This window comes from Yersinia frederiksenii ATCC 33641, from assembly GCF_000754805.1.
Lineage (GTDB): Bacteria > Pseudomonadota > Gammaproteobacteria > Enterobacterales > Enterobacteriaceae > Yersinia > Yersinia frederiksenii.
Map to the genome: position 1 here is coordinate 3,523,442 of NZ_KN150731.1, position 20,548 is coordinate 3,543,989.

Genomic DNA, 20,548 nt, shown 5'->3' on the forward strand with positions numbered 1-20,548 from the left:
TTCTCTCTGCGCAACACCAAAAACCATTGCTATGTTGCAAGTGCTTGGATAGCATTGTTGCCCCCTTTTGTTGCCGATGATGCCACATCCGATGATGAATACATCAAATAAGACAGAATCACCTGCTGGGCAACTTAACCTGCCAAACATATTGCGGGAGAAAGAGAACGTTCAGCGCATTTTAGTTATTAAATTGCGCCATTTCGGCGATGTTCTCCTCACGACCCCTTTACTGAATACACTAAAAGCGAACTATCCGCAGGCCAAAATTGACGTTCTATTATATGGCGGCACGCAAGACATGCTGCGAGAGAACAACACCGTCAATCACGCGTTTATTGTGGATCGTGGCCTCAAACATGCAGGTTTGAAAGCCCAGATCAGTGGTGAAAAAGCACTGTTTAATGCATTAAAAGAGCACCATTATGATCTGATTCTTAATCTATCTGATCAATGGCGTGCGGCGGCCTATTGCCGCTTATTAAAGCCCGGCTTTAGTATTGGTTTCCACTACCCCAAACGCGACACTTGGCTATGGCGCTACTGCCATTCTACTTTGGTGGATATTCCCAATGCGGGTGAACGGCACACCGTGCTGAATAACCTGGATATCCTCGAGCCATTACAGCTGACTGATATCAACACCGACGTCACTATGTCTTATAGTGCGCAGGATGTTGAGCGGGTAAAACTGCTATGCCAGCAATACGGTATGGGCGATGACCCTATTCATAACTATATCGTGATCCAGCCTTCTGCCCGTTGGAAGTTTAAAACTTGGGCCAGTGAATCATTCAGCCAACTCATAAACCATCTAACTGAACAGAGTGAAACTGTGCTGCTGACCGGGGGCAAAGATCAAGCTGAACTAGACTATATTGCTGAAATCATTGCCGGTTGTACGCAGACAGAAAAAGTTATTAATTTATCTGGTCAGTTGGCACTGCCGGAACTGGCAGTATTGATCGATAACGCTAAGCTATTTGTTGGTGTAGATTCAGTTGCAATGCATATGGCTGCGGCACTACAAACCCCATCAGTCGTGCTGTTTGGCCCCAGCAATCTTAATCAATGGCATCCATGGCAGGCTCCACACACTCTGTTATGGGCGGGTCACTACCGAACGTTGCCACATCCTAATGAGATAGACACTGACACCACCGATCGCTATTTGAATGCTATTCCGGTGAGTGATGTTATAGCGGCTGTTGATACTTGGCGCGCTCAAAGCCAGTGATGTGCAATAGCAGTTAAGATTGCGTAAAAACGCTTATATATCAGTAACATTATTATCTTCTAACCCGCTCAAGCTGAGAGAATTATGATAACCCCATCGACTTCTTCGCCGGTCACTGCACCGGCTAACCGTCGTAGCGAAATGCTGAGCGGTATGACAGCATTGCTGCTAGGTATTTCTTTACCGTCATCCAGTTCCCTTATTAATATATCGCTGGTTTTAGTCTTAATTTGTCTAATTATTAATCGTAAATCATTACAATTCAAACCCTTACTGACAAATCCGTTAATCTACCTACCTGCTGCGATGTTTGCGTTATTGGCATTGTCATTGCTGTTCCATCACAATAGTTATGGCCCGGATATGGTGGGTAAGGATAAGAAATTTCTCTATGTTCTGCCGTTGGCCCTTTTCTTTATTAACCAACCTCGCCTGATAAAGCTATTTTGTATTGGATTCTTAACGGCCAACGCTGTGGCATTGGCCGGTACATTGGCCGTTGGGGTGTTGCACATCCCTATTGGTAATGTGGACCCAACCAATCCCACTATCTTTAAACTGCAAATTACCCAAAACTTCTTTATGGCTTTGGCGGCGACGTTGTGGTTGGCATTGGCGGTGAAAAATCAGGGCTGGAAGCGCTGGGGCTATGGCTTGCTTGTAGTGCTGGCAAGCTACAGTGTTCTGTTCTTGATCTTGGGACGAACAGGTTATGTCGCATTAGTGGTTGGGTTCGGTGTGTGGCTGTTCTTCTCACTGGGTAATCATCAACGCGGGCTATTGGTGGTGTTGGGTGTAATTGCATTCACTGCATTGCTGTTTATTCCTAATAAAGCAACACAGCGTATCACTCAGGGTGTTGATGAGATAAAAGTCTGTATGGCTGCGTCATCAGATAATGTAAACGATGCCTGCCGAACTTCCATGGGGCAACGTTCGGCATTTGCTATAGAGGCAGTGCGATTAATTAAAGAGTCACCGATTCTTGGTCATGGTGCTGGTGGCTTCTATTACGAGAATCCAGAAATAAATTACAAAATAAATAACCCACATAACCAATATCTGCTGGAAACCATTCAATCCGGTGTGGTTGGGTTGATTATCTTCCTCGCATGGATGGTCTGCTGTTATCGAGTTATCTGGCAACAACCACCGGCTCTGCGCAATATCTTGCTGGCAGTACTAACCAGTTATATGGCCTGTAACTTCTTTAACTCATTCTTATTGGATTCCTCTGAAGGTCATCTATTTATGACATTCGTGGCTATTTTGGCGGGTTACTCGGTGACGGGTTCTCAGCCAGCCTTGGATAAGCGGTATAGAGAATAACAGCCTATTCATACAAGATGGCAGGCAATGTAACGGCCCACTATGGGGGCCGTTTTTCGTGGTGTTGTTCTATTTGCCACCGCGACATTTTTAATCGACTACTATGGGGTTTTATCACTCATTAGATCTTGATAATGAGTAGCCTAAAATTAAGATGACGATCTTAACAAACAGAGCAATATGTAGATCTGAATGAAGCATTGTTTAATGTAATGTGAGTTTTTTATACTAAATTTGCCCATTTTATTTACGTCACTTCTTATATAGTAATAATTCCAAGTTAGTATGAAAGGATAATTCCCACACCATTTCATCACTATAGCCTCATCTCCCATCAGACATTTCAACAGAAAATATCAATCTTTTTAATGTGATAACTAGAAGTAATGGATATTTTCTTTATTTCAATTAATTTTCTATTCTGGTGTTTTATGCTGAATTTTGTTGTTTATTTAAGATAATGTACCGATGCATTGTTTTGCTGTGGGGTTAGTGGGTGAGAGTTTGTCTTAGGGTAAATGTAACGATTGTTTTTTAACTTTAAGCTAACAAATGTAAATGAATTCTAAATGAAAGCTAAGTAACACGGGTTATATTGCCCATTTTATTGCTTCTTCGTACAAAAATGACTACCTGAATAAAATATAAGAAAAGTATCAGGCTACTTTTTATAAAAAATGAAACGCAGCCTAAAACCAAGCCTAAAATCCAGCTAATCACCTGCAATAATGAGGTAGGGGGATGCAATGGTTAAGTTAAAAAAGAGATAATCTTTATAAGATATGGACTATTTTTTATTTGAGATGACTTTGTTTTTAACTTATTGATTTTAATGGTTATTTTTTATTTTAACTTATGCGTCAAACTTTTAATATTAGACCATGAAATTATGGTGTGCAAGTCAGTATATATCTTTACCCATTCCTGTTTTATTGAATGAACTCACATACTGTTATAACCCTAAATGACTCATTTAAGAAAAACAGATTTCTATGCTAACTGAGTGACTTTTATGCAGTGAATTATACTGGGTAATAGTCCAATGAATATAGTAAATGATGACTTTGATCACTATTACAAAATTCTGATGTATGTGATAATTTTTGCAACAATTTACATATTGTAAAATTTGGTCTACTTTCCGGGCATTATGCAATAGTTTTAAAGGAAGCTATCATAACTATGTATTTATATTGATAAGTGGGTCCAGGTGAATCTGTTTGTAGGATAAGCAGAATCTACATTCAACTTAATTTATCCAACGTCATTGAGAACATCATGGCCAATTCATCTACGAATAAATTATCTTTACCGGCCCTAACGTCATTAGTGGTCGGTTCAATGATCGGTGCCGGTATATTTTCATTACCAGCAACTTTCGGGCGGGCAACCGGTGGATTCGGTGCACTTATTGCCTGGTGTATTGCTGGGGGTGGGATGTTAATGCTGGCTTTTGTTTTCCAAACATTAGCTCAGCGCAAACCTAATCTTGATTCCGGTGTGTTCATTTACGCAAAAGAGGGCTTTGGGGATTATCTTGGATTCGCTTCTGCATTAGGTTTCTGGGCCGGTACTTGCATTGGCAACGTCTCTTACTTTGTGCTTATCAAATCAACATTAGGGGCATTCTTCCCCATATTTGGTGACGGTAATACCATTCCCGCTGTATTAGTTGCCTCCGTTATTTTATGGGGATTCCATATCCTGATATTGCGGGGAGTTAAAGAGGCGGCAGCGATTAATACTATTGCCACCTTTGCTAAAATTATTCCCATTTTCATTTTCGTCATCGTGCTGATTTTTGCCTTTAAAGGGGATGTATTTGCACTGAACTTCTGGGGTACGCCAGATGTCGTTAAAAGCGTCGATTTATCCCACTTGAATGATTATGGCTATGTTGGACATGCGGCGGCAGTTATGGCCCCGGTAGTGGAACCCGAGTCTTTATTCTCTCAAGTACGTAGCACAATGTTGGTTACCGTATTTGTGTTCTTAGGGATTGAAGGGGCGAGTGTTTATTCACGTTATGCCAAAGAACGTAGCCATGTTGGTATTGCGACTGTCCTCGGTTTTATTGGGGTTCTATGTCTGTTAGTGCTGATCACTATGCTGTCTTATGGTGTTCTGCTGCGTCCAGATCTTGCGGCATTACGCCAACCATCAATGGCCGGTGTACTGGAAGCTATTGTTGGGCGTTGGGGGGCAATCTTTATCAGCATAGGCCTTATTATCTCGGTATTAGGGGCTTATTTATCTTGGTCACTATTGGCCGCGGAAGTGCTGTTCTCGGCAGCTAAGAGTAAAAGCATGCCGAAAGTATTTGCCACTGAGAACAGTAATGCTGTGCCTTCATCTGCGGTATGGCTGACCAATATCTTTATTCAAGTGTTCTTAATTCTGACACTGTTTACTGACTATGCTTTCCAATTAGCATTGGAATTAACCAGTTCATTAACCTTGATTCCCTATCTATTAGTTGGGGCTTACGGATTAAAACTGGCCTGGACCGGTGAGACTTACGAAACAAATGCGCGTGGTCACCGAAAAGATCTTATTTTTGCCCTCATTGCGACCTTCTATTCCGCACTGATGATTTACGCAGGTGGTCTGAAATACTTGCTGTTGTCGGCCATTATCTACGGTCCTGGAACTATCTTGTATTTGATTGCCAAACGTGAACAGCATCAAAAAGCCTTTAATACCTACGAAAGAATACTGTTTATCGTGCTTATTGTGGCGGCGGTTGTTGCGCTTTACAGCATCTTCACCGGAATTATCACCATATAATTTATTGGAGTTCTTATGTCAGATAAAGCTAAGAAAACTCACGCCAAAACGAAGTTTGGTGTTCACTCTGAAGTCGGGAAGTTGCATAAAGTGATGGTTTGCGCTCCTGGTCGCGCGCATAACCGTCTGACCCCCAGTAATTGTGATGAATTATTATTTGATGATGTTCTGTGGGTAGAAAGAGCGAAACGTGACCATTTTGATTTTATGACCAAAATGCGTGAGCGCGGTGTTGATGTGGTTGAAATGCATAATTTGCTGGCGGAAACTCTCGACAATCCTGCAGCGAAAAAGTGGATTCTGGATCAACAAATAGTGCCCAACGAAGTGTCATTGGGTATTTTGCAGGAAACTCGCAGTTATCTTGAAAGTCTGACATCACGCGTATTGGCCGAAGTGCTAATTGGTGGGTTGTCTACCACTGAACTGCATAGAGATGGCAAATGCGACAAAGAAGAACTGAAGCTGATCCGCGAAGCGGTTGGCATCACGGAATATCTATTGCCACCTTTGCCGAATACACTTTATACCCGTGATACCACCTGCTGGATTTATGGTGGCGTGACACTGAATCCACTGTATTGGCCGGCACGTCATGAAGAAACCATCCTGACTACCGCAATCTACAAATTCCACCCAGACTTTGGTGACGCGAATGTGAAAGTTTGGTGGGGAGACCCGACACAGCACCACGGTACCGCGACATTGGAAGGCGGCGATGTTATGCCGATTGGCAATAAAACGGTGTTAATTGGTATGAGTGAGCGCACCTCTCATCAGGCCATTACTCAGTTGGCTCAATCGCTGTTTAAACAAAGTGAAGGGCAAGTCGAGCGCGTCATGATTGCCGCCATGCCAAAACTGCGTGCTGCAATGCACTTGGACACGGTGTTTACTTTCTGCGACCGCGATGTGGTCACTCTCTATCCGGCGATTGTTAATCAGATCCAAACCTTCTCATTGCGTCCAGATAAAGGCCCAACCGGCATTAAGTTAAGCCGCGATAAGGGCACTTTTGTGGAAGCCGTCGCTGGGGCATTGAACCTGAAAAAACTGCGTGTAGTTGAGACGGAGGGTAATGATTACGACACTGAACGTCAGCAGTGGGATAGCGGTAATAACATGGTTGCTCTGTCACCTGGTGTGGTCATGGCTTATGACCGCAATACAAAAACCAACACCCAGTTGCGTAAAGAAGGGGTGGAAGTGATTGAAATTGTTGGCAGTGAGTTAGGCCGTGGGCGCGGAGGCGGTCACTGTATGACGTGCCCAATTATTCGGGATGCCGTTGACTACTAATTCCCTTTGTACTTGAAGTCGTAGGGGGTTAGCTACGTGCACTTACCCGAATCACTGACTTATGTAAGCTTATCGGGATGCGCTTAGTGGCAGCCTACTTACAACGCCAATGACTTTGAGTGTAGATAGAGCTGCTCTTAAAAAAATAGCCGATAGTGAATAGCAAAGTAGCGCTATTTTACTATCGGCTATCTGAATCTATCCCTTGTTTAATGGGTGCCGTGGGATGGCAGGAAAGGAATGTTAACTTATTTTATTAATACTGAAATGTGTTGTGATGAGCTGAAAAGGACTGTCGAGTGAAATACGTTTATGTAGTGTGCTTCTTGCTTATTGTGGTTCTGACCACACTGTTTGCCTTCCAAAATAGTGGTGCGGTTAACTTATCTTTACTTTTCACGCAAATAACACTACCTATTTCTGTACTAATTGTGCTGATCTATTTTTTAGGGATGTTTACAGGGGGATTATTAGTCACACTGATAAGAGCGCTGCTGCGCCGTATGTCACAGAAAACAGATAACAAAGTGTGAATAACTAATCTGCAATAATTTTTTGAAAATCTGACTCAACGAGATCTTATAGTGAAGATAAAAACAGTCGTCACCTTGCTATTAACGTTTCTTCTCGCTGCTTGCGACAGAACTCCCCCAGAAGTCGTGGAAAGTGTGCGTCCGGTAAAAATATTTACCGTCGAAGACAGTGGGCAAAATGGAACTCGTTATTTTCCGGCTCGATTGCAAGCTGGCGATGAAACTCAGCTTTCTTTTAAACGCAGCGGACAATTACAGCAGTTGCTAGTTCGCGAAGGTGAGCAGGTCAAAAAAGGCCAGAGAATTGCCATGCTTAATGATACTGATCTGAATTTGCGGGTCAGGGATCGTCAGTCGACCTTTAACTTGGCGCGAGATCAGTTTAACCGTTTTAATACATTACAAGGGCAAAGAGCGGTTTCACGTGCCGAGCTGGACGTGCGTCGCGCTGAGATGGAATCTGCCCGTGCCGCGTTAGAAATTGCACAAAAAGAACTCAGTGATGCCACTATTACCGCGCCTTTTGACGGCATTATTGCCAATGTTAATGTGCGTAATCATCAGGTTATGGCCCCAGGTCAACCGGTGGCAACATTGAGTGCATTAGATACGCTGGATGTGGTCTTCAGTGTGCCTGAACGTCTGTTTACCACCCTGGATATCAGCAATCGTAGCTACAGGCCTACGGTATTACTTAACCATCTGCCGGGGCGTGAATTTATTGCTGAATATAAAGAGCATACCACCTCAACAACCTCTGCTTCCCAGACCTTCCAGGTGACGCTGACCATGAAGCGTCCACCGGATATGCCATTGCTTTCAGGTATCAGTGGCCGGGTAAGAATTAACTCCGGCAATCTGTCTGGTACCGCCCAACCGACTATCGTGGTGCCGGTAGAAGCGGTATTTAATCCTGACAGTACCCAGTTGAATGATGCGCGGGTCTGGGTCATCAAGAATGATGACGGGCAGATGCACGTAGAAGAACGCAACGTTCAAGTGGGTCAGCTTACCGCGAATGGTATTCAAATCACTTCCGGGTTGGCTGATGGCGAACAAATCGTCTCCGCAGGTACCGGTGAGCTTCGCCCAAATCAAATCGTCCGGGCTTGGGTACGTGAGCGGGGTCTCTAATGAAGCTGACTGATAATTTCATCAATAATAATACCCGTATCTGGCTAACGATTCTGTTGCTGGGTATTGGTGGCGTTATTGCCTATCTCAATATAGGCAGGCTGGAAGACCCAGCCTTTACCATCAAAACGGCAGTGGTTGTGACCCGCTATGATGGCGCTTCGGCACAGCAAGTTGAGGAGGAAGTGACATTACCCCTGGAAAATGCCATTCAGGAGCTCTCTTCTGTTGATGATGTCACTTCAATTTCCAGCGCCGGTTTATCGCAAATAACCATTAATATCCGTGCGCAATATGGCGCGAATGAGTTACCGCAAATCTGGGATGAATTGCGGCGTAAGATAAATGACAACAGTGTGCGCTTGCCTCCTGGAGCCAGTGCTCCGATGGTCAATGACGACTTTGGTGATGTGTACGGCTTCTTCTTCTCACTGACCGGTGATGGCTACAGTAATCAGGATTTACGTAATTTCGCCGAGCAACTGCGGCGTGAACTGGTACTGGTACCTGGGGTCGGTAAAGTGGGGATCGTCGGTATTCTGCCCGAAGAAGTTCAGGTAGAAATTTCCCGCGCACAGATGACGGCAGCTGGCATTACGCCACAACAGCTATCCGATTTGTTGAGCCGCCAGAATGTGGTGTCCGATGCCGGTCAGCTACAGGTGGGCAGTGAGTCGATTCGTTTGCACCCCACCGGTGAATTCCAAAGTGTACAAGAGTTGGGGAACTTACTGGTTAGCCAGCCCGGTAGCCCGAAGAGCGTTTATCTACGTGATATCGCGACGGTAACACAGGGCTTTGGTCATTCGCCCACCAATATTTATCGCGTTAATGGTAAACCTGCACTGGCATTGGGGATCTCATTCGCCCCGAACGTCAACGTTGTTAACGTGGGTAATGCCATAAAAGCTCGACTGGCACAGCTTGAAGGTGAGCGCCCGTCTGGCATGTACATCAACGTGTTCTATGATCAGTCGCATGAAGTTGAAGGGGCGGTAAACGGCTTTATCCTGAACTTCTTGCTGGCACTGTTAATTGTTGTTGTCACCCTACTGATTTTTATGGGGGTACGCAGCGGTGTGGTCATTGCCATCTCGCTGGCGCTTAATGTCCTCGGCACCTTGCTGATTATGTGGCTATTTAATATTGAGTTACAGCGAGTGTCGTTAGGGGCGTTAATTATTGCGCTCAGTATGCTGGTGGATAACGCCATTGTGGTGGTGGAGGGTGTCGTCGTGGGCCGCCAGCGCGGCGAGAGCATCTTTACGGCTATCAGTAATGTGGTTAAGCGCTCAATGATGCCACTATTGGGTGCCACTATTATAGCTATTTTGGCCTTTGCACCTATCGGCTTGTCCAATGATGCAACCGGTGAATACTGTAAATCGTTATTCCAGGTGTTATTGATCTCGCTGATGCTGAGTTGGTTCACTGCACTGACACTGACGCCAGTCTTTGCCAAGTGGGCATTCCAGAACCAGAAACCCGCGCAGGAAGAGGCTGATAAGCCCGCCAAGCAACCTTATGATGGTTGGTTGTTCCGCTATTATCGCGTGATTCTGAACAAGTTGCTGCAACACCGTACCGTCACTTTGGTGCTGTTGGCCGCATTATTGGTGGCATCGGTGGTTGGGTTTGGCAATGTGCGCCAAAGCTTCTTCCCTCCCTCCAACACGCCAGTCTTCTTTGTTGATATCTGGCTACCCTATGGGACGGATATCAGTTATACCGAAGAGGTGGCGAACAAGGTTGAGCGGTATATCAAGCAGCAAAAAGGGGTGGCTGACACCATGGCGACAATTGGTCAGGGCGCGATGCGCTTTATGCTGACCTACAATGCCCAGCGTCACTATCCTAACTATGCGCAGGTTATGGTTCGTACCGACCAACTTGACCAAATACCGGGTTTGATTGATGAAATCGAATCCTACATGCATGACGAATACCCGCAAGTTGATGCACAGATAAAACGCATCATGTTTGGGCCATCAAACAACAGTTCCATTGAAGCCCGCTTTATTGGCCCGGATCCAGAAGTTCTGCGCTCACTGGCCGCGCAAGCGGAGAAAGCGATCATTGCTGATCCAATGGCTGATGGTGCAAGGCATGATTGGCAGGGACGTAGTAAAATGATCCGGCCACAATTCTCCGACTATCTGGGCCGTGAGCTGGGGGTGGATAAACGCGAGGTTGATGGCACGTTGCGCATGAGCTTTGGTGGCCTGCCGGTAGGGTTATATCGTGACGGTACTCGCTTGATGCCGATTGTACTGCGAACGCCGGATGCCGAACGGCTCAATGCCGAACGACTCAATGATGTCATGGTATGGAGCCAGGCTCGTCAGGCCTTTATCCCAATTGATAACGTCGTTACCAGCTTTGAAACCGAGTGGGAAGATCCATTGATTATGCGCCTGGATCGCAAACGCACATTGACGGTACAGACAGATCCGACCCAACAGGGTGGAGAGACGTCGGCGGAACTATTGCGGCGTATCAGACCGGGGGTTGAGGCTGTGCAGTTGCCACGTGGTTATGAACTGGAATGGGGCGGTGACTATGAAAGTACCAAGGAAGCTCAACGCGGTATCTTCATCAGTTTACCTGTCGCATTCTTGATTATGTTTGTGGTGACGGTATTGATGTTCAGCTCTGTGCGCAACGCGGTGGCTATCTGGCTGACAGTGCCCTTGGCATTGATTGGCGTGACCGTGGGCTTCTTGCTTACCGGTATTCCGTTTGGCTTTATGGCCTTGTTGGGGCTGCTAAGTTTAAGTGGGATGCTGATTCGTAACGGTATTGTACTGGTAGAAGAGATAGGCTTGCAGCGGCAGGAAAAACCGCTGCGCGAGGCGATTATTGATGCCTCTACCGCGCGTCTGCGGCCAATCATGCTAACAGCATTTACCACTGTACTGGGGCTGGCACCGCTGCTGAGTGATGCTTTCTTCCAGAGTATGGCGGTGGTTATTATGTTCGGCTTGGGCTTTGCAACCGTGCTGACATTGCTGGTGCTGCCAGTGATTTACAGCAGTATGAATCCAGAACCTAAAGAAAAACTCCATGATGAGCCGGTGAGTGAATAGCTCGCTTATCATGTTATTCCGCTTGTCATAACCTCAGCAGCCCCACTATCGGGGCTGTTTTTTTATCTGGTGATCTTTTTTAGATGGGTAAATAATAAATATCCTGTCATTGCAAGGCCAGTACTGCCAGCGATAACGAATGTTATTGGGATGCCGATATAATGAGCAAAACCGGAGCCGATAACGGAGCCAGCAACCAGTGTTGCTAATTGCGCGCTGCGGCAACTGGTTGAAATGATACCTAACATACTTGTGGGTGCTTCATTCTGTAAAACAATATTAAATGACATCATAATGCAGGAGTAACAAAAACCATTAATAAACCAAATAGTACAGAAAATATAAATATGGAGATTGTCAAAAATCAGACAGAAGGTACCGGCAATAAGTACCGTTATACTAAAGCCAATAAGCCCAAAAATCATCAACCATTGGTTGCCAAATAATGAATGTGTTCTCTTGAATAAAAACCCAGATAAAATAGCACCAGCAGCGGTGCAACTCACAATAATGCCAAATGTATTGGGACCAAACCCCTGTTCTCTTAATAAAGCAGAAAGAATGGAATCATATAAACCAAGTGTAAGCGAGGCGGCCATAACGACTAAAAAAGAAGAGTAAAATCCAGGTTTTTTCCGAATAATATTATATGCTAGTCTGAATCTAGGCAGGGTTTCTGTTGCTGTTTTTGGTTTTTTAACCCATCCAATAATAAAGCCCATTCTTATGGTAAGTAACACTGTGGTTAGTGTCATGATGGCTGTTAAATAAAAAATACTTTGCAAGTTTATTGTTATAGAGATGAAAGATACAAATAAAGGTGAGGCTATTTTTATGCATTGATCACTAATATTACTTAATGCGGTAGTTGATAATATTTGCTCTTTATTTAATAATTCCCTGATAAGTATTTGTTCAGCTGGTGAAAACCCTAAATTACTGATTCCTTTTAAAAAAATCCCAATAAAAAATAATTCCTGATTAGTTTCAGTTGCAAGCCAGAGTGAAGTTGTCAATCGAGCTAATGAACTTGCTAATAATATTACCACCGGCGAGTATCTATCTGCCAATTGACCAATAAATGGCCCTAATAATAGCCCAGGGAAACCATATAATACCGCTGCGATTCCTAGCTGGTAGGCGGGGGCATTAAAATGGAAACTCATTATAGTGAATATAAGAGTAAAATCAATCCAAACTGAGATAGAGTTAAACACTCGAGATGTAAATAAATAAGGGAATCCAGCTATAATAAATAATTTTAGCATTAAAAATATTTCTTATTTATTTCATGTGAATGTTTTTTTGTATAAAACCGATTGTTGATAACAAAACCATCAAGATCTCTTTGCTGCATATACTCTGCTAATTCACTTGTTTTATTAATGAAACCTTTTCCATTAAAATTCAGAGAGGTATTACATAGTACTCCATAGCCGGTTAGCTTTTTAAAAGATAAGAGAAGTTGGTAAATATGATTATTCTGATTTTCATTAACTGTTTGTGGTCTCGCTGAACCATCAATATGAGTAATTGCTTGAAGTTTTTTATCTAAAACATAGGTAAAAAATAACATGTGAGGACTGGTTTTTTTTATACCAAAAATATCAATTGCATCACTTTGTATACAAATGGGAGCTATTGGCCTAAAAGATTCTCTGTTTTTTATTGTATTTAAACGTGCTAGTGTAGATTTATTAAAAGGTGCTGCTAATATTGACCTATTTCCTAATGCTCTTGGGCCGATCTCAGCATTACCACCCACCCAACCGATTATATTTCCCTCGGCTAATGCCGCAGCAATATTGTCATAGTCTAAATTTTTATATTCAAGACCAACTATATCTATTATATCATCATTAAATTTTTGGCCGCAGTAAACGCTCCAATCAATTTTTGCATGACCTGTAAAATAAAGTTGTGCATCAATGGCTGTTCCAATAGCAGAACCTGAATCATTTGTGCATGGAGGAATAAATACATCATCAAATAATCCACAATTTAGCCATTTCCTATTCCAGTCACAATTTAAACCGCAACCACCGCTTATTAATAGTGGTAACTTTTTGTTAACAAGTTTTTTGACTTTATTATAGAATTTTCTGAAAATAGCATCAGAAAAATGCCCTGCAAATTGCTTAAAAACATCACTTTCGACGCCTATATTATATAAGTGTGACTTTACAAATTGAGTTTTACATAGTCGTTCATGACACAATGGTATTGATAATAAATAGGATATTAATTCATCATCCTGAATTGTTCTCTTTTCCCTATTACAGTAAGCTGCCAAAGCCATTATTTTACCAGCATCACCTAACCTTACTTGGCCTTGAGTAAATGGAAAGGTTTTATCAGCAATTCCATATGAGAAAGCATAACGAATGCCTATATCAGGAATAATATCAGCCAGTTTTTTAATTTTAACATATTGGTCTATATAATAGAATGAACCAATACGTCCTTCCCAAAGAAGTGCATAGCAAGGTTTTCCTTGGTGAAAAGGCGACATACCGTAGGCACACAATAAATGTGATCTTTCATGAGAAGAGGTAAAATAAAGAGCGTCATACTTGAGGAAATTTATTTTTGTTGGCTTGGTTAACTCTAATCCGAAGTAACCAGCCCCAATATTAGAACTATGCAAACTATTTCCTGATGACCAACCACTAAGAGAAATAATATCTGGTGAGTCATTAATAGTTGATAATGCTTCTATAATGCACTCTGAAGTAATACCACAATAACGAAATCCAGAACATTTTTCTGCTTCATGAGAGAAAATTAACTGGTTATCTTTAATATAAGAAATGCTGCCATCATGCCCTGGTTTAAACGATAAAATTTTCATTGGTTACTTTTCCCATGGCTAGCTTGACGCTTTATAGTTTCAAGTAATTTAGGGGCAAAGGGGGAACCAGAACTAGGCCCAGCTCCTAAGAAGAACATTACAGATTCTTCGACTTCATTTACGCTAAGTAACTTATTTATTTCCCTATCTAAAAAATAACCTGTTGGCCAAGAGCCTAACTGCATGGCAGTAGTAATTAGTTGAAATGTTTGAACTAAACAGCCTATATCAAACAATGCGACTCGATAGGCTCTGGAGTGAGGATATTTCCACCACATTTTTTTAAAGCATGATGTGATAAATATACCAAAAGCCAAGTCTTTAGCGAACATTTGGGCACAAAGCAGACTACCTAATTTTTCACCACTAATATCGGTACTGATTAGTGTCAATTCATGTCTATGAGAGTGATAGTGATATATTCCTGGTACTAGTCCGATAATATTTAAAGCAACCAAGTAAGCTTCACTCGTTTGTAGGGAACCTCCTGATGGGGAGGTGCGGCGATAACCAATAGGTTTTAGTCCTACGGCTGTCATTTCGGTACGGTTTGGACCATGGGGTATACCAAACGTCCAGAATAATACCTCGGCAACTTTTTGCAGTGAAATCGCTTCTATCTTGAATTCTCTACTGGTTTTTCGTGCCAATAGAGTATCCATCAGTTTTTTATCAGATAAGAAGTTTTTGTTCGGTTTTGGTAATGGGATTTTCTTACCTGAGCGTTGATAGTCTAACTTGGGAATATTCTCTGTTATTGATGCGCAGTAATTTACATATCCTTCATAATTATCATCAGTTGGTAAGTCCATTCCTTTGTTTAAGATAACTTGAGTTCCAATGTGAAATATTTTTGATAGACAATCCCAACCCCAGTAAGACATATCTCTTTCATCATTATCTAATATTTTACTATCCAGAATGTTTTTATCTATTAATGAGTTAGTAAACGAATCTCCATTGACAAGTTCTCTTATTCTTTTTATATAATCATTGTTTATCTCATATTGATTATGATATCTATAATCCCATAAAATAAATTCACCATTAATTATCGCTATAAAAATAAAAGGGTCAGCTTTTTTCATTTTCACTCTACTTATCTATAAGCATGGCAGTCAGGTGGACTGACCGCCGATTGATATTAAAAACTATGGTTACACGGGATTAACGGGGCCTGTATAAGCATCATTGGATTGATATGAAAGGCTTGGCTCTATAGATATTTTGTTCATTATAAATACCTTATGAATTTATTAGGTTGGACTTTATTAATTGGTTGTTTTAGTCACTTAAAATAAATGACTAGAATAGGCTAAGTGATACTCTCAATTTATACAATCTTAAGTTTATTTTTTAAGAGTTTCTTTTTATATTCTTCTGAGGTTTTTCTATGTATAAAATAAGTAATTTAGTCGAATTTTATTAGTTAATATTAGGAGGGTAATTTATGACAATTAAATGAAATTAGTGGACCGCAGATGATCCTCTCGACTGGGCATAGGCGATATTAACTCATACACAAAACCAAATTGTGCGCTACTTCTCTTCCTGCCCCTGAGTCTTCGTCGTGTTGTTCCAATATGAAACATCATTCCTCCATTATTGTTCCATTATGGAACGTTTTCGATATCCATTTTCAGCTTATTTTTTGCGCTTATAGTGGTTCCAGTTTCATCAAATTGACCCTAAAAATTATTCATTAGCACGTTATCTCTTACGCTACAGGAGCAAGGTATGCTGAAAGTCATTCAATCTCCGTCTAAATATATTCAAGGTGCCAATGCACTACAGTCCATTGGTGAATTCTCTAAGTTACTGGCTAATAACTATTTTATCATCGCTGATGATTTTGTGATGAAGTTGACGGCCGATACCGTAGGCTCAAGTTTGCAAAATAGTGGGCTGGAAAATCATTTCAGCCGCTTCAACGGCGAATGTTCTCGTCAGGAGATCGAGCGTCTGACCGTGGAGCTGAAAAAATATAATTGTAATGGGGTGATTGGTATCGGTGGTGGGAAAACCCTCGATACAGCCAAAGCGATTGCTCACTACCAACATATCCCAGTGGTGGTGGTGCCTACGATTGCCTCGACTGATGCGCCAACCAGCGCACTGTCAGTGATTTATACCGAACAGGGGGAGTTTGCCGAATATCTGATTTATCCGAAAAACCCAGATATCGTGCTAATGGATACAGCCATTATTGCCAAAGCACCGGTGCGTTTATTGATTGCCGGTATGGGTGATGCGCTCTCGACTTATTTTGAAGCACAGGCCTGTTTTGATGCTAAAGCCATCAGCATGGCGGGCGGTGCATCAACGTTGGCGGCGGTCACATTGGCCCGTTTATGCTATGAAACATTGCTGGCAGAGGGTTACAAAGCCAAGCTGGCGGTAGAAGCCGGTGTTGTCACCGAAGCGGTTGAACGCATCATTGAAGCCAATACTTATCTAAGTGGTATTGGTTTTGAAAGTAGTGGTTTGGCGGCGGCTCATGCCATCCACAACGGCTTTACGGTTTTGGAAGAGTGCCATCACTTGTACCATGGTGAGAAGGTGGCTTTCGGCACCCTGACACAATTAGTTTTACAAAACAGCAGCATGGAAGAGATTGAAACAGTGCTCTCATTCTGCCAGCAATTAGGTCTACCAATCACATTGGCAGAAATGGGTGTTGAGCAGGATATCGAACGCAAAATTCGCGCGGTAGCCGAGGCCAGCTGCGCGGAAGGTGAAACCATCCACAATATGCCGTTCACCGTCACACCAGACAACGTTTATGCTGCAATTATTGTAGCGGACAGTTTAGGGCAGGCTTTCCTTAACTAAGCTGAGTGACAGATAAGCTAACTGACTGAGCTTGCCGGTGCCCCTCATCATCGGCAGCTCTATTTTCCCGGCATTCCCGTTCGCGGAGCATAAAATGAAAAAATTAATTAATAGCGTTGAGAGTGTATTACAGGAACAAATTCAGGGGCTGGTTGAGGCTCATCCTGAGCTGGTATTGCATCAGGAACCGCTTTTTATCACTCGGATAGATGCTCCGGTAAAAGGTAAAGTGGCATTGATGTCTGGTGGTGGCAGTGGCCACGAGCCAATGCACTGTGGCTTTATCGGAGCAGGAATGCTGGACGGTGCTTGTCCCGGCGAGATTTTTACCTCACCAACCCCAGATCAAATGTATGAATGCGGCCAAGCCATTGATGGCGGGCAGGGGGTGCTGATGCTGATTAAGAATTACACCGGCGACATTCTTAATTTTGAAACGGCCGCAGAACTGCTGCATGCCGAGGGTACGGCGGTTGCCACCTTAGTGATTGACGATGATGTCGCCGTCAAAGATAGCCTGTATACCGCAGGGCGGCGTGGGGTGGCTAATACTGTCATTATCGAAAAATTGCTGGGTGCTGCTGCGGTTCGGGGTGATTCATTGGATGAATGCGTCGCACTGGGCCAGAAAATTAATAATCAGGGGCATTCTATCGGTATCGCACTTGGCGCTTGTACTGTGCCCGCAGCTGGCAAACCGTCCTTTATTCTGGCGGAAAATGAGATGGAGTTTGGCGTGGGAATTCATGGTGAACCGGGTATCGAACGCCGTCCATTTACTTCGTTGAATGAGACTGTCGATGCCATGTTCCAGACCCTGATTGAGCACGGTAGCTATCAGCGCACTTTACGCCATTGGGACCGACAAGCTGGAGATTGGAGCGAAACACGCCAAGCTAAGCAGCCACTGGCAAAAGGCGATCGGGTGGTTGTGCTGGTGAATAATTTGGGAGCGACTCCACTGTCAGAGCTTTATGGTGTTTGGCACCGTCTGGCGGTCTGTTGTGCCGAGTTTGGTTTGACCATTGAGCGCAAGTTGATAGGTTCTTACTGCACCTCGCTGGATATGCAAGGTATGTCTATTACGATGCTAAAAGTGGATGATGAGCTGCTGTCATTGTGGGATGCGCCGGTCAACACCCCGGCACTACGTTGGGGCTGCTAATACTCTGAATTTTTCACATTGTAGGTATGTTGGCGGCAGTTGCTGACCTGAGTCACTGATTTATGTCAGCTTATTTACCGCCTTCCTGCAGTTTGAAATCTATTGGGTGATAATAAATTTAATGTAAAACAATATATTACCTATAAATCAATATATTACCTATAAAATAATGTGCCTGGAGAAAACCATGGGACTTACCAAACAACAAATTGTCAGTTGGTTACAGCTCTGCGCTGAGGTTTTTAGCGAACAACGCGATTTTCTGACGCAGTTAGATACCGAAATCGGCGATGGCGACCATGGCCTGAATATGAATCGCGGTTTTAATAAAGTGGTCGAGAAATTACCTTCATTTGCTGATAAAGACATCGGTTTCATCTTGAAAAATACCGGCATGACCCTGCTTTCAAGTGTTGGTGGAGCCAGTGGCCCTTTATTTGGGACATTCTTTATTCGCGCAGCCCAGAGCACCAATGCTAAGCAGAGCCTGGATTTGCCAGCAGTTTGTCAGATGTTTAAAGATGGAGTTGAAGGCGTGGTGATGCGCGGCAAAGCGGAGCCGGGCGATAAAACCATGTGTGATGTTTGGTGGGCAGTTGTCGCGCAACTTGAACAAGCCAATCAACAGAGTGTTCCGCTAGTAGAGGCTTTACAGCAAACCGTCGAACGCGCCCAGCAGGCACTGGCTGGGACTATCACCATGCAAGCTCGCAAAGGTCGTGCTAGCTATCTTGGTGAACGTAGCATTGGCCATCAAGACCCTGGAGCGACATCCGCGATGTTGATGATGCAAGCTCTATGGCAGGTTGCCAGCCGCTAATGTGGCTGAACCGACAAGATTATCAGGAGGAAAGATGGTCAATCTGGTTGTAGTTTCTCATAGCGCGCTGCTGGCTCAGGGAGTGGCCGAACTGGCACAGCAGATGGCTCAAGGGGGCTGTCAGTTAGCCGTAGCCGCCGGCGTCGACGACCTGGATCATCCTATCGGCACGGATGCTATTAAAGTGATGGAAGCCATTGAATCGGTTTATTCCCCATCTGGCGTACTGGTGTTGATGGATTTAGGCAGTGCCTTGCTCAGCGCCGAAACCGCGCTGGAGTTATTGGACCCAGAGATGGCGCAAAACGTACAACTCTGTGCAGCGCCGCTGGTCGAGGGGACTCTGGCCGCGGTGGTGGCGGCATCATCCGGGGCGTCGCTGGCTGAGGTCAGTGCTGAAGCAATGGGGGCCATGGCGGCTAAGGCAACTCAGTTAGGCGTCAATACCTCAACACCGGCTATTCATGAGACCGAGGCTGCTAAAGCCGCACCTGATGCACAAAGTGTCAGCTGGGTCGTGCGTAATCCTAATGGGCTGCATGTCCGGCCTGCGGCCAAATTGGTTGAAGTTTTGGCACCTTTTGCCGCGGATCTAATGCTGGAAAAGAATGGTCAGTGCGTCAATCCGCGCAGCTTGAATCAGTTAGCGATTCTGCAAGTACGCAAGGGCGATACTATTCGCCTGCTAGCCAGTGGTGCACAAGCCGGAGAGGCACTGGATGCCTTTATGCAACTGGCTCATCAGCATTTTGGCGAGTCAGTCACCACCACCAGTGACAGTGGATTTACTGGCGTAATGGTTCCACGCGGAGCTATTAGGGCCCCTGTATTGCAGTGGCTGCCTGAGCCCCCGGTTTTTTTACCGCAAACCATTCATGCCGGGCAAATTGCGAGTCAGCAACAGCGGCTACATCAGGCTCTGGTGCAAACCACGACCGATTTACAGCAATTGGCACAGCAGGCAGAACAGCAAATTAGTACTGAGGCGGCGGCTATTTTCAATGCACACGCAATGCTAATAGATGATGAAGAGTTACATTTGGCGATGGATAACCGGATAGCGCAGCAGTTGGTGGGTGCCGAATCCGCACTACAAGATGAGTTGATGTCCATGGTGGCGGATTATCAGGCACTGGATGATGACTATTTACGCGTCCGGGAACTGGATATTCGCGATATTCTTAATCGTACATTAGGCCATTTGACGGGGTTGCCTCCTGTTCCGCTCTCAGTTAGCAGTGAGGTTTTATTGTTAGCTGAAGAGCTATTCCCTTCACAGATGGTTGGACTGAGCCATCAGCAAGTCAAAGGCATCTGTTCAAGCAAAGGGCATATTATGTCTCACAGTGCTATTTTGGCTAAAGAGTTAGATATTCCGATGCTAGTGGGAGCGATTGGATGTCTTGAGGCCAGCCGCAATGGACAACAAGCGTTATTAGATACGGCAATCGGTGTTCTTAAACTTCAGTAAAACT

Annotated in this window: 14 protein-coding genes; 11 read left to right on the plus strand and 3 right to left on the minus strand. The window is 44.0% G+C overall.

The genetic code is table 11. The annotated features are described in order from the left end of the window. The first annotated feature begins 91 nt into the window (after positions 1 to 91). From rfaQ to DJ58_RS06105, 7 genes are all read left to right on the plus strand, one after another. Positions 92 to 1,237, plus strand: a complete 1,146-nt coding sequence (gene rfaQ / locus DJ58_RS06135; protein WP_032911683.1) for a putative lipopolysaccharide heptosyltransferase III — start codon at positions 92 to 94, stop codon at positions 1,235 to 1,237. A gap of 84 nt (positions 1,238 to 1,321) precedes the next feature. Continuing rightward, positions 1,322 to 2,566: an O-antigen polysaccharide ligase WaaL-ps gene (gene waaL-ps, locus DJ58_RS06130; protein WP_004711458.1), complete on the plus strand. Its 1,245-nt coding sequence runs from the start codon at positions 1,322 to 1,324 to the stop codon at positions 2,564 to 2,566. A gap of 1,278 nt (positions 2,567 to 3,844) precedes the next feature. Further along, positions 3,845 to 5,353 (plus strand): amino acid permease, encoded by a 1,509-nt coding sequence (locus DJ58_RS06125; RefSeq protein WP_004711461.1) that lies wholly within the window; start codon positions 3,845 to 3,847, stop codon positions 5,351 to 5,353. Positions 5,354 to 5,368: 15 nt separating this feature from the next. Continuing rightward, positions 5,369 to 6,652: an arginine deiminase gene (arcA, locus tag DJ58_RS06120; protein WP_004711463.1), complete on the plus strand. Its 1,284-nt coding sequence runs from the start codon at positions 5,369 to 5,371 to the stop codon at positions 6,650 to 6,652. 299 nt (positions 6,653 to 6,951) lie between these two features. Continuing rightward, positions 6,952 to 7,185 (plus strand): lipopolysaccharide assembly protein LapA domain-containing protein, encoded by a 234-nt coding sequence (locus tag DJ58_RS06115; RefSeq protein WP_032911669.1) that lies wholly within the window; start codon positions 6,952 to 6,954, stop codon positions 7,183 to 7,185. Positions 7,186 to 7,236: 51 nt separating this feature from the next. After that, the gene (locus DJ58_RS06110) at positions 7,237 to 8,319 is read left to right on the plus strand and encodes an efflux RND transporter periplasmic adaptor subunit (RefSeq protein ID WP_032911670.1); all 1,083 of its coding nucleotides are present in this window, start codon (positions 7,237 to 7,239) and stop codon (positions 8,317 to 8,319) included. Next, positions 8,319 to 11,405, plus strand: coding sequence for an efflux RND transporter permease subunit (locus tag DJ58_RS06105; RefSeq protein WP_004711465.1), 3,087 nt, complete (start codon positions 8,319 to 8,321; stop codon positions 11,403 to 11,405). The genes DJ58_RS06110 and DJ58_RS06105 overlap by 1 nt, the downstream gene beginning before the upstream one ends. Positions 11,406 to 11,467: 62 nt before the next feature. Here the strand turns inward: DJ58_RS06105 and DJ58_RS06100 are convergent, their stop codons facing one another. Genes DJ58_RS06100 through DJ58_RS06090 form a run of 3 tightly spaced genes read right to left on the minus strand, consistent with a single transcriptional unit; the run spans position 11,468 to position 15,344 of the window. Beyond that, positions 11,468 to 12,673 (minus strand): MFS transporter, encoded by a 1,206-nt coding sequence (locus DJ58_RS06100; RefSeq protein ID WP_032911671.1) that lies wholly within the window; start codon positions 12,671 to 12,673, stop codon positions 11,468 to 11,470. Then, the gene (locus DJ58_RS06095) at positions 12,673 to 14,256 is read right to left on the minus strand and encodes a carbamoyltransferase C-terminal domain-containing protein (protein WP_032911672.1); all 1,584 of its coding nucleotides are present in this window, start codon (positions 14,254 to 14,256) and stop codon (positions 12,673 to 12,675) included. Before DJ58_RS06095 ends, DJ58_RS06100 begins: the two co-directional genes overlap by 1 nt. Beyond that, the gene (locus tag DJ58_RS06090) at positions 14,253 to 15,344 is read right to left on the minus strand and encodes a SagB/ThcOx family dehydrogenase (protein WP_004711469.1); all 1,092 of its coding nucleotides are present in this window, start codon (positions 15,342 to 15,344) and stop codon (positions 14,253 to 14,255) included. The genes DJ58_RS06095 and DJ58_RS06090 overlap by 4 nt, the downstream gene beginning before the upstream one ends. Before the next feature lie 649 nt (positions 15,345 to 15,993). Between DJ58_RS06090 and DJ58_RS06085 the strand changes: the two genes are divergently transcribed. From DJ58_RS06085 to dhaM, 4 genes are all read left to right on the plus strand, one after another. After that, entirely contained in the window at positions 15,994 to 17,088 is a 1,095-nt protein-coding gene (locus DJ58_RS06085) for a glycerol dehydrogenase (RefSeq protein WP_004711472.1), read from the plus strand. Positions 17,089 to 17,182: 94 nt separating this feature from the next. Continuing rightward, complete coding sequence (gene dhaK / locus DJ58_RS06080) at positions 17,183 to 18,253, plus strand: dihydroxyacetone kinase subunit DhaK (RefSeq protein ID WP_032911673.1); 1,071 nt, start codon at positions 17,183 to 17,185, stop codon at positions 18,251 to 18,253. Between the two features lie 187 nt (positions 18,254 to 18,440). Beyond that, a complete protein-coding gene (gene dhaL / locus DJ58_RS06075; RefSeq protein WP_032911674.1) occupies positions 18,441 to 19,073 on the plus strand; it encodes a dihydroxyacetone kinase subunit DhaL in 633 nt (210 codons plus the stop codon). Between the two features lie 34 nt (positions 19,074 to 19,107). After that, positions 19,108 to 20,544 carry a dihydroxyacetone kinase phosphoryl donor subunit DhaM gene (gene dhaM / locus DJ58_RS06070; RefSeq protein ID WP_004711477.1) on the plus strand — a complete coding sequence of 479 codons (1,437 nt, stop codon included), beginning with the start codon at positions 19,108 to 19,110 and terminating at the stop codon, positions 20,542 to 20,544. Positions 20,545 to 20,548: the final 4 nt, after the last annotated feature.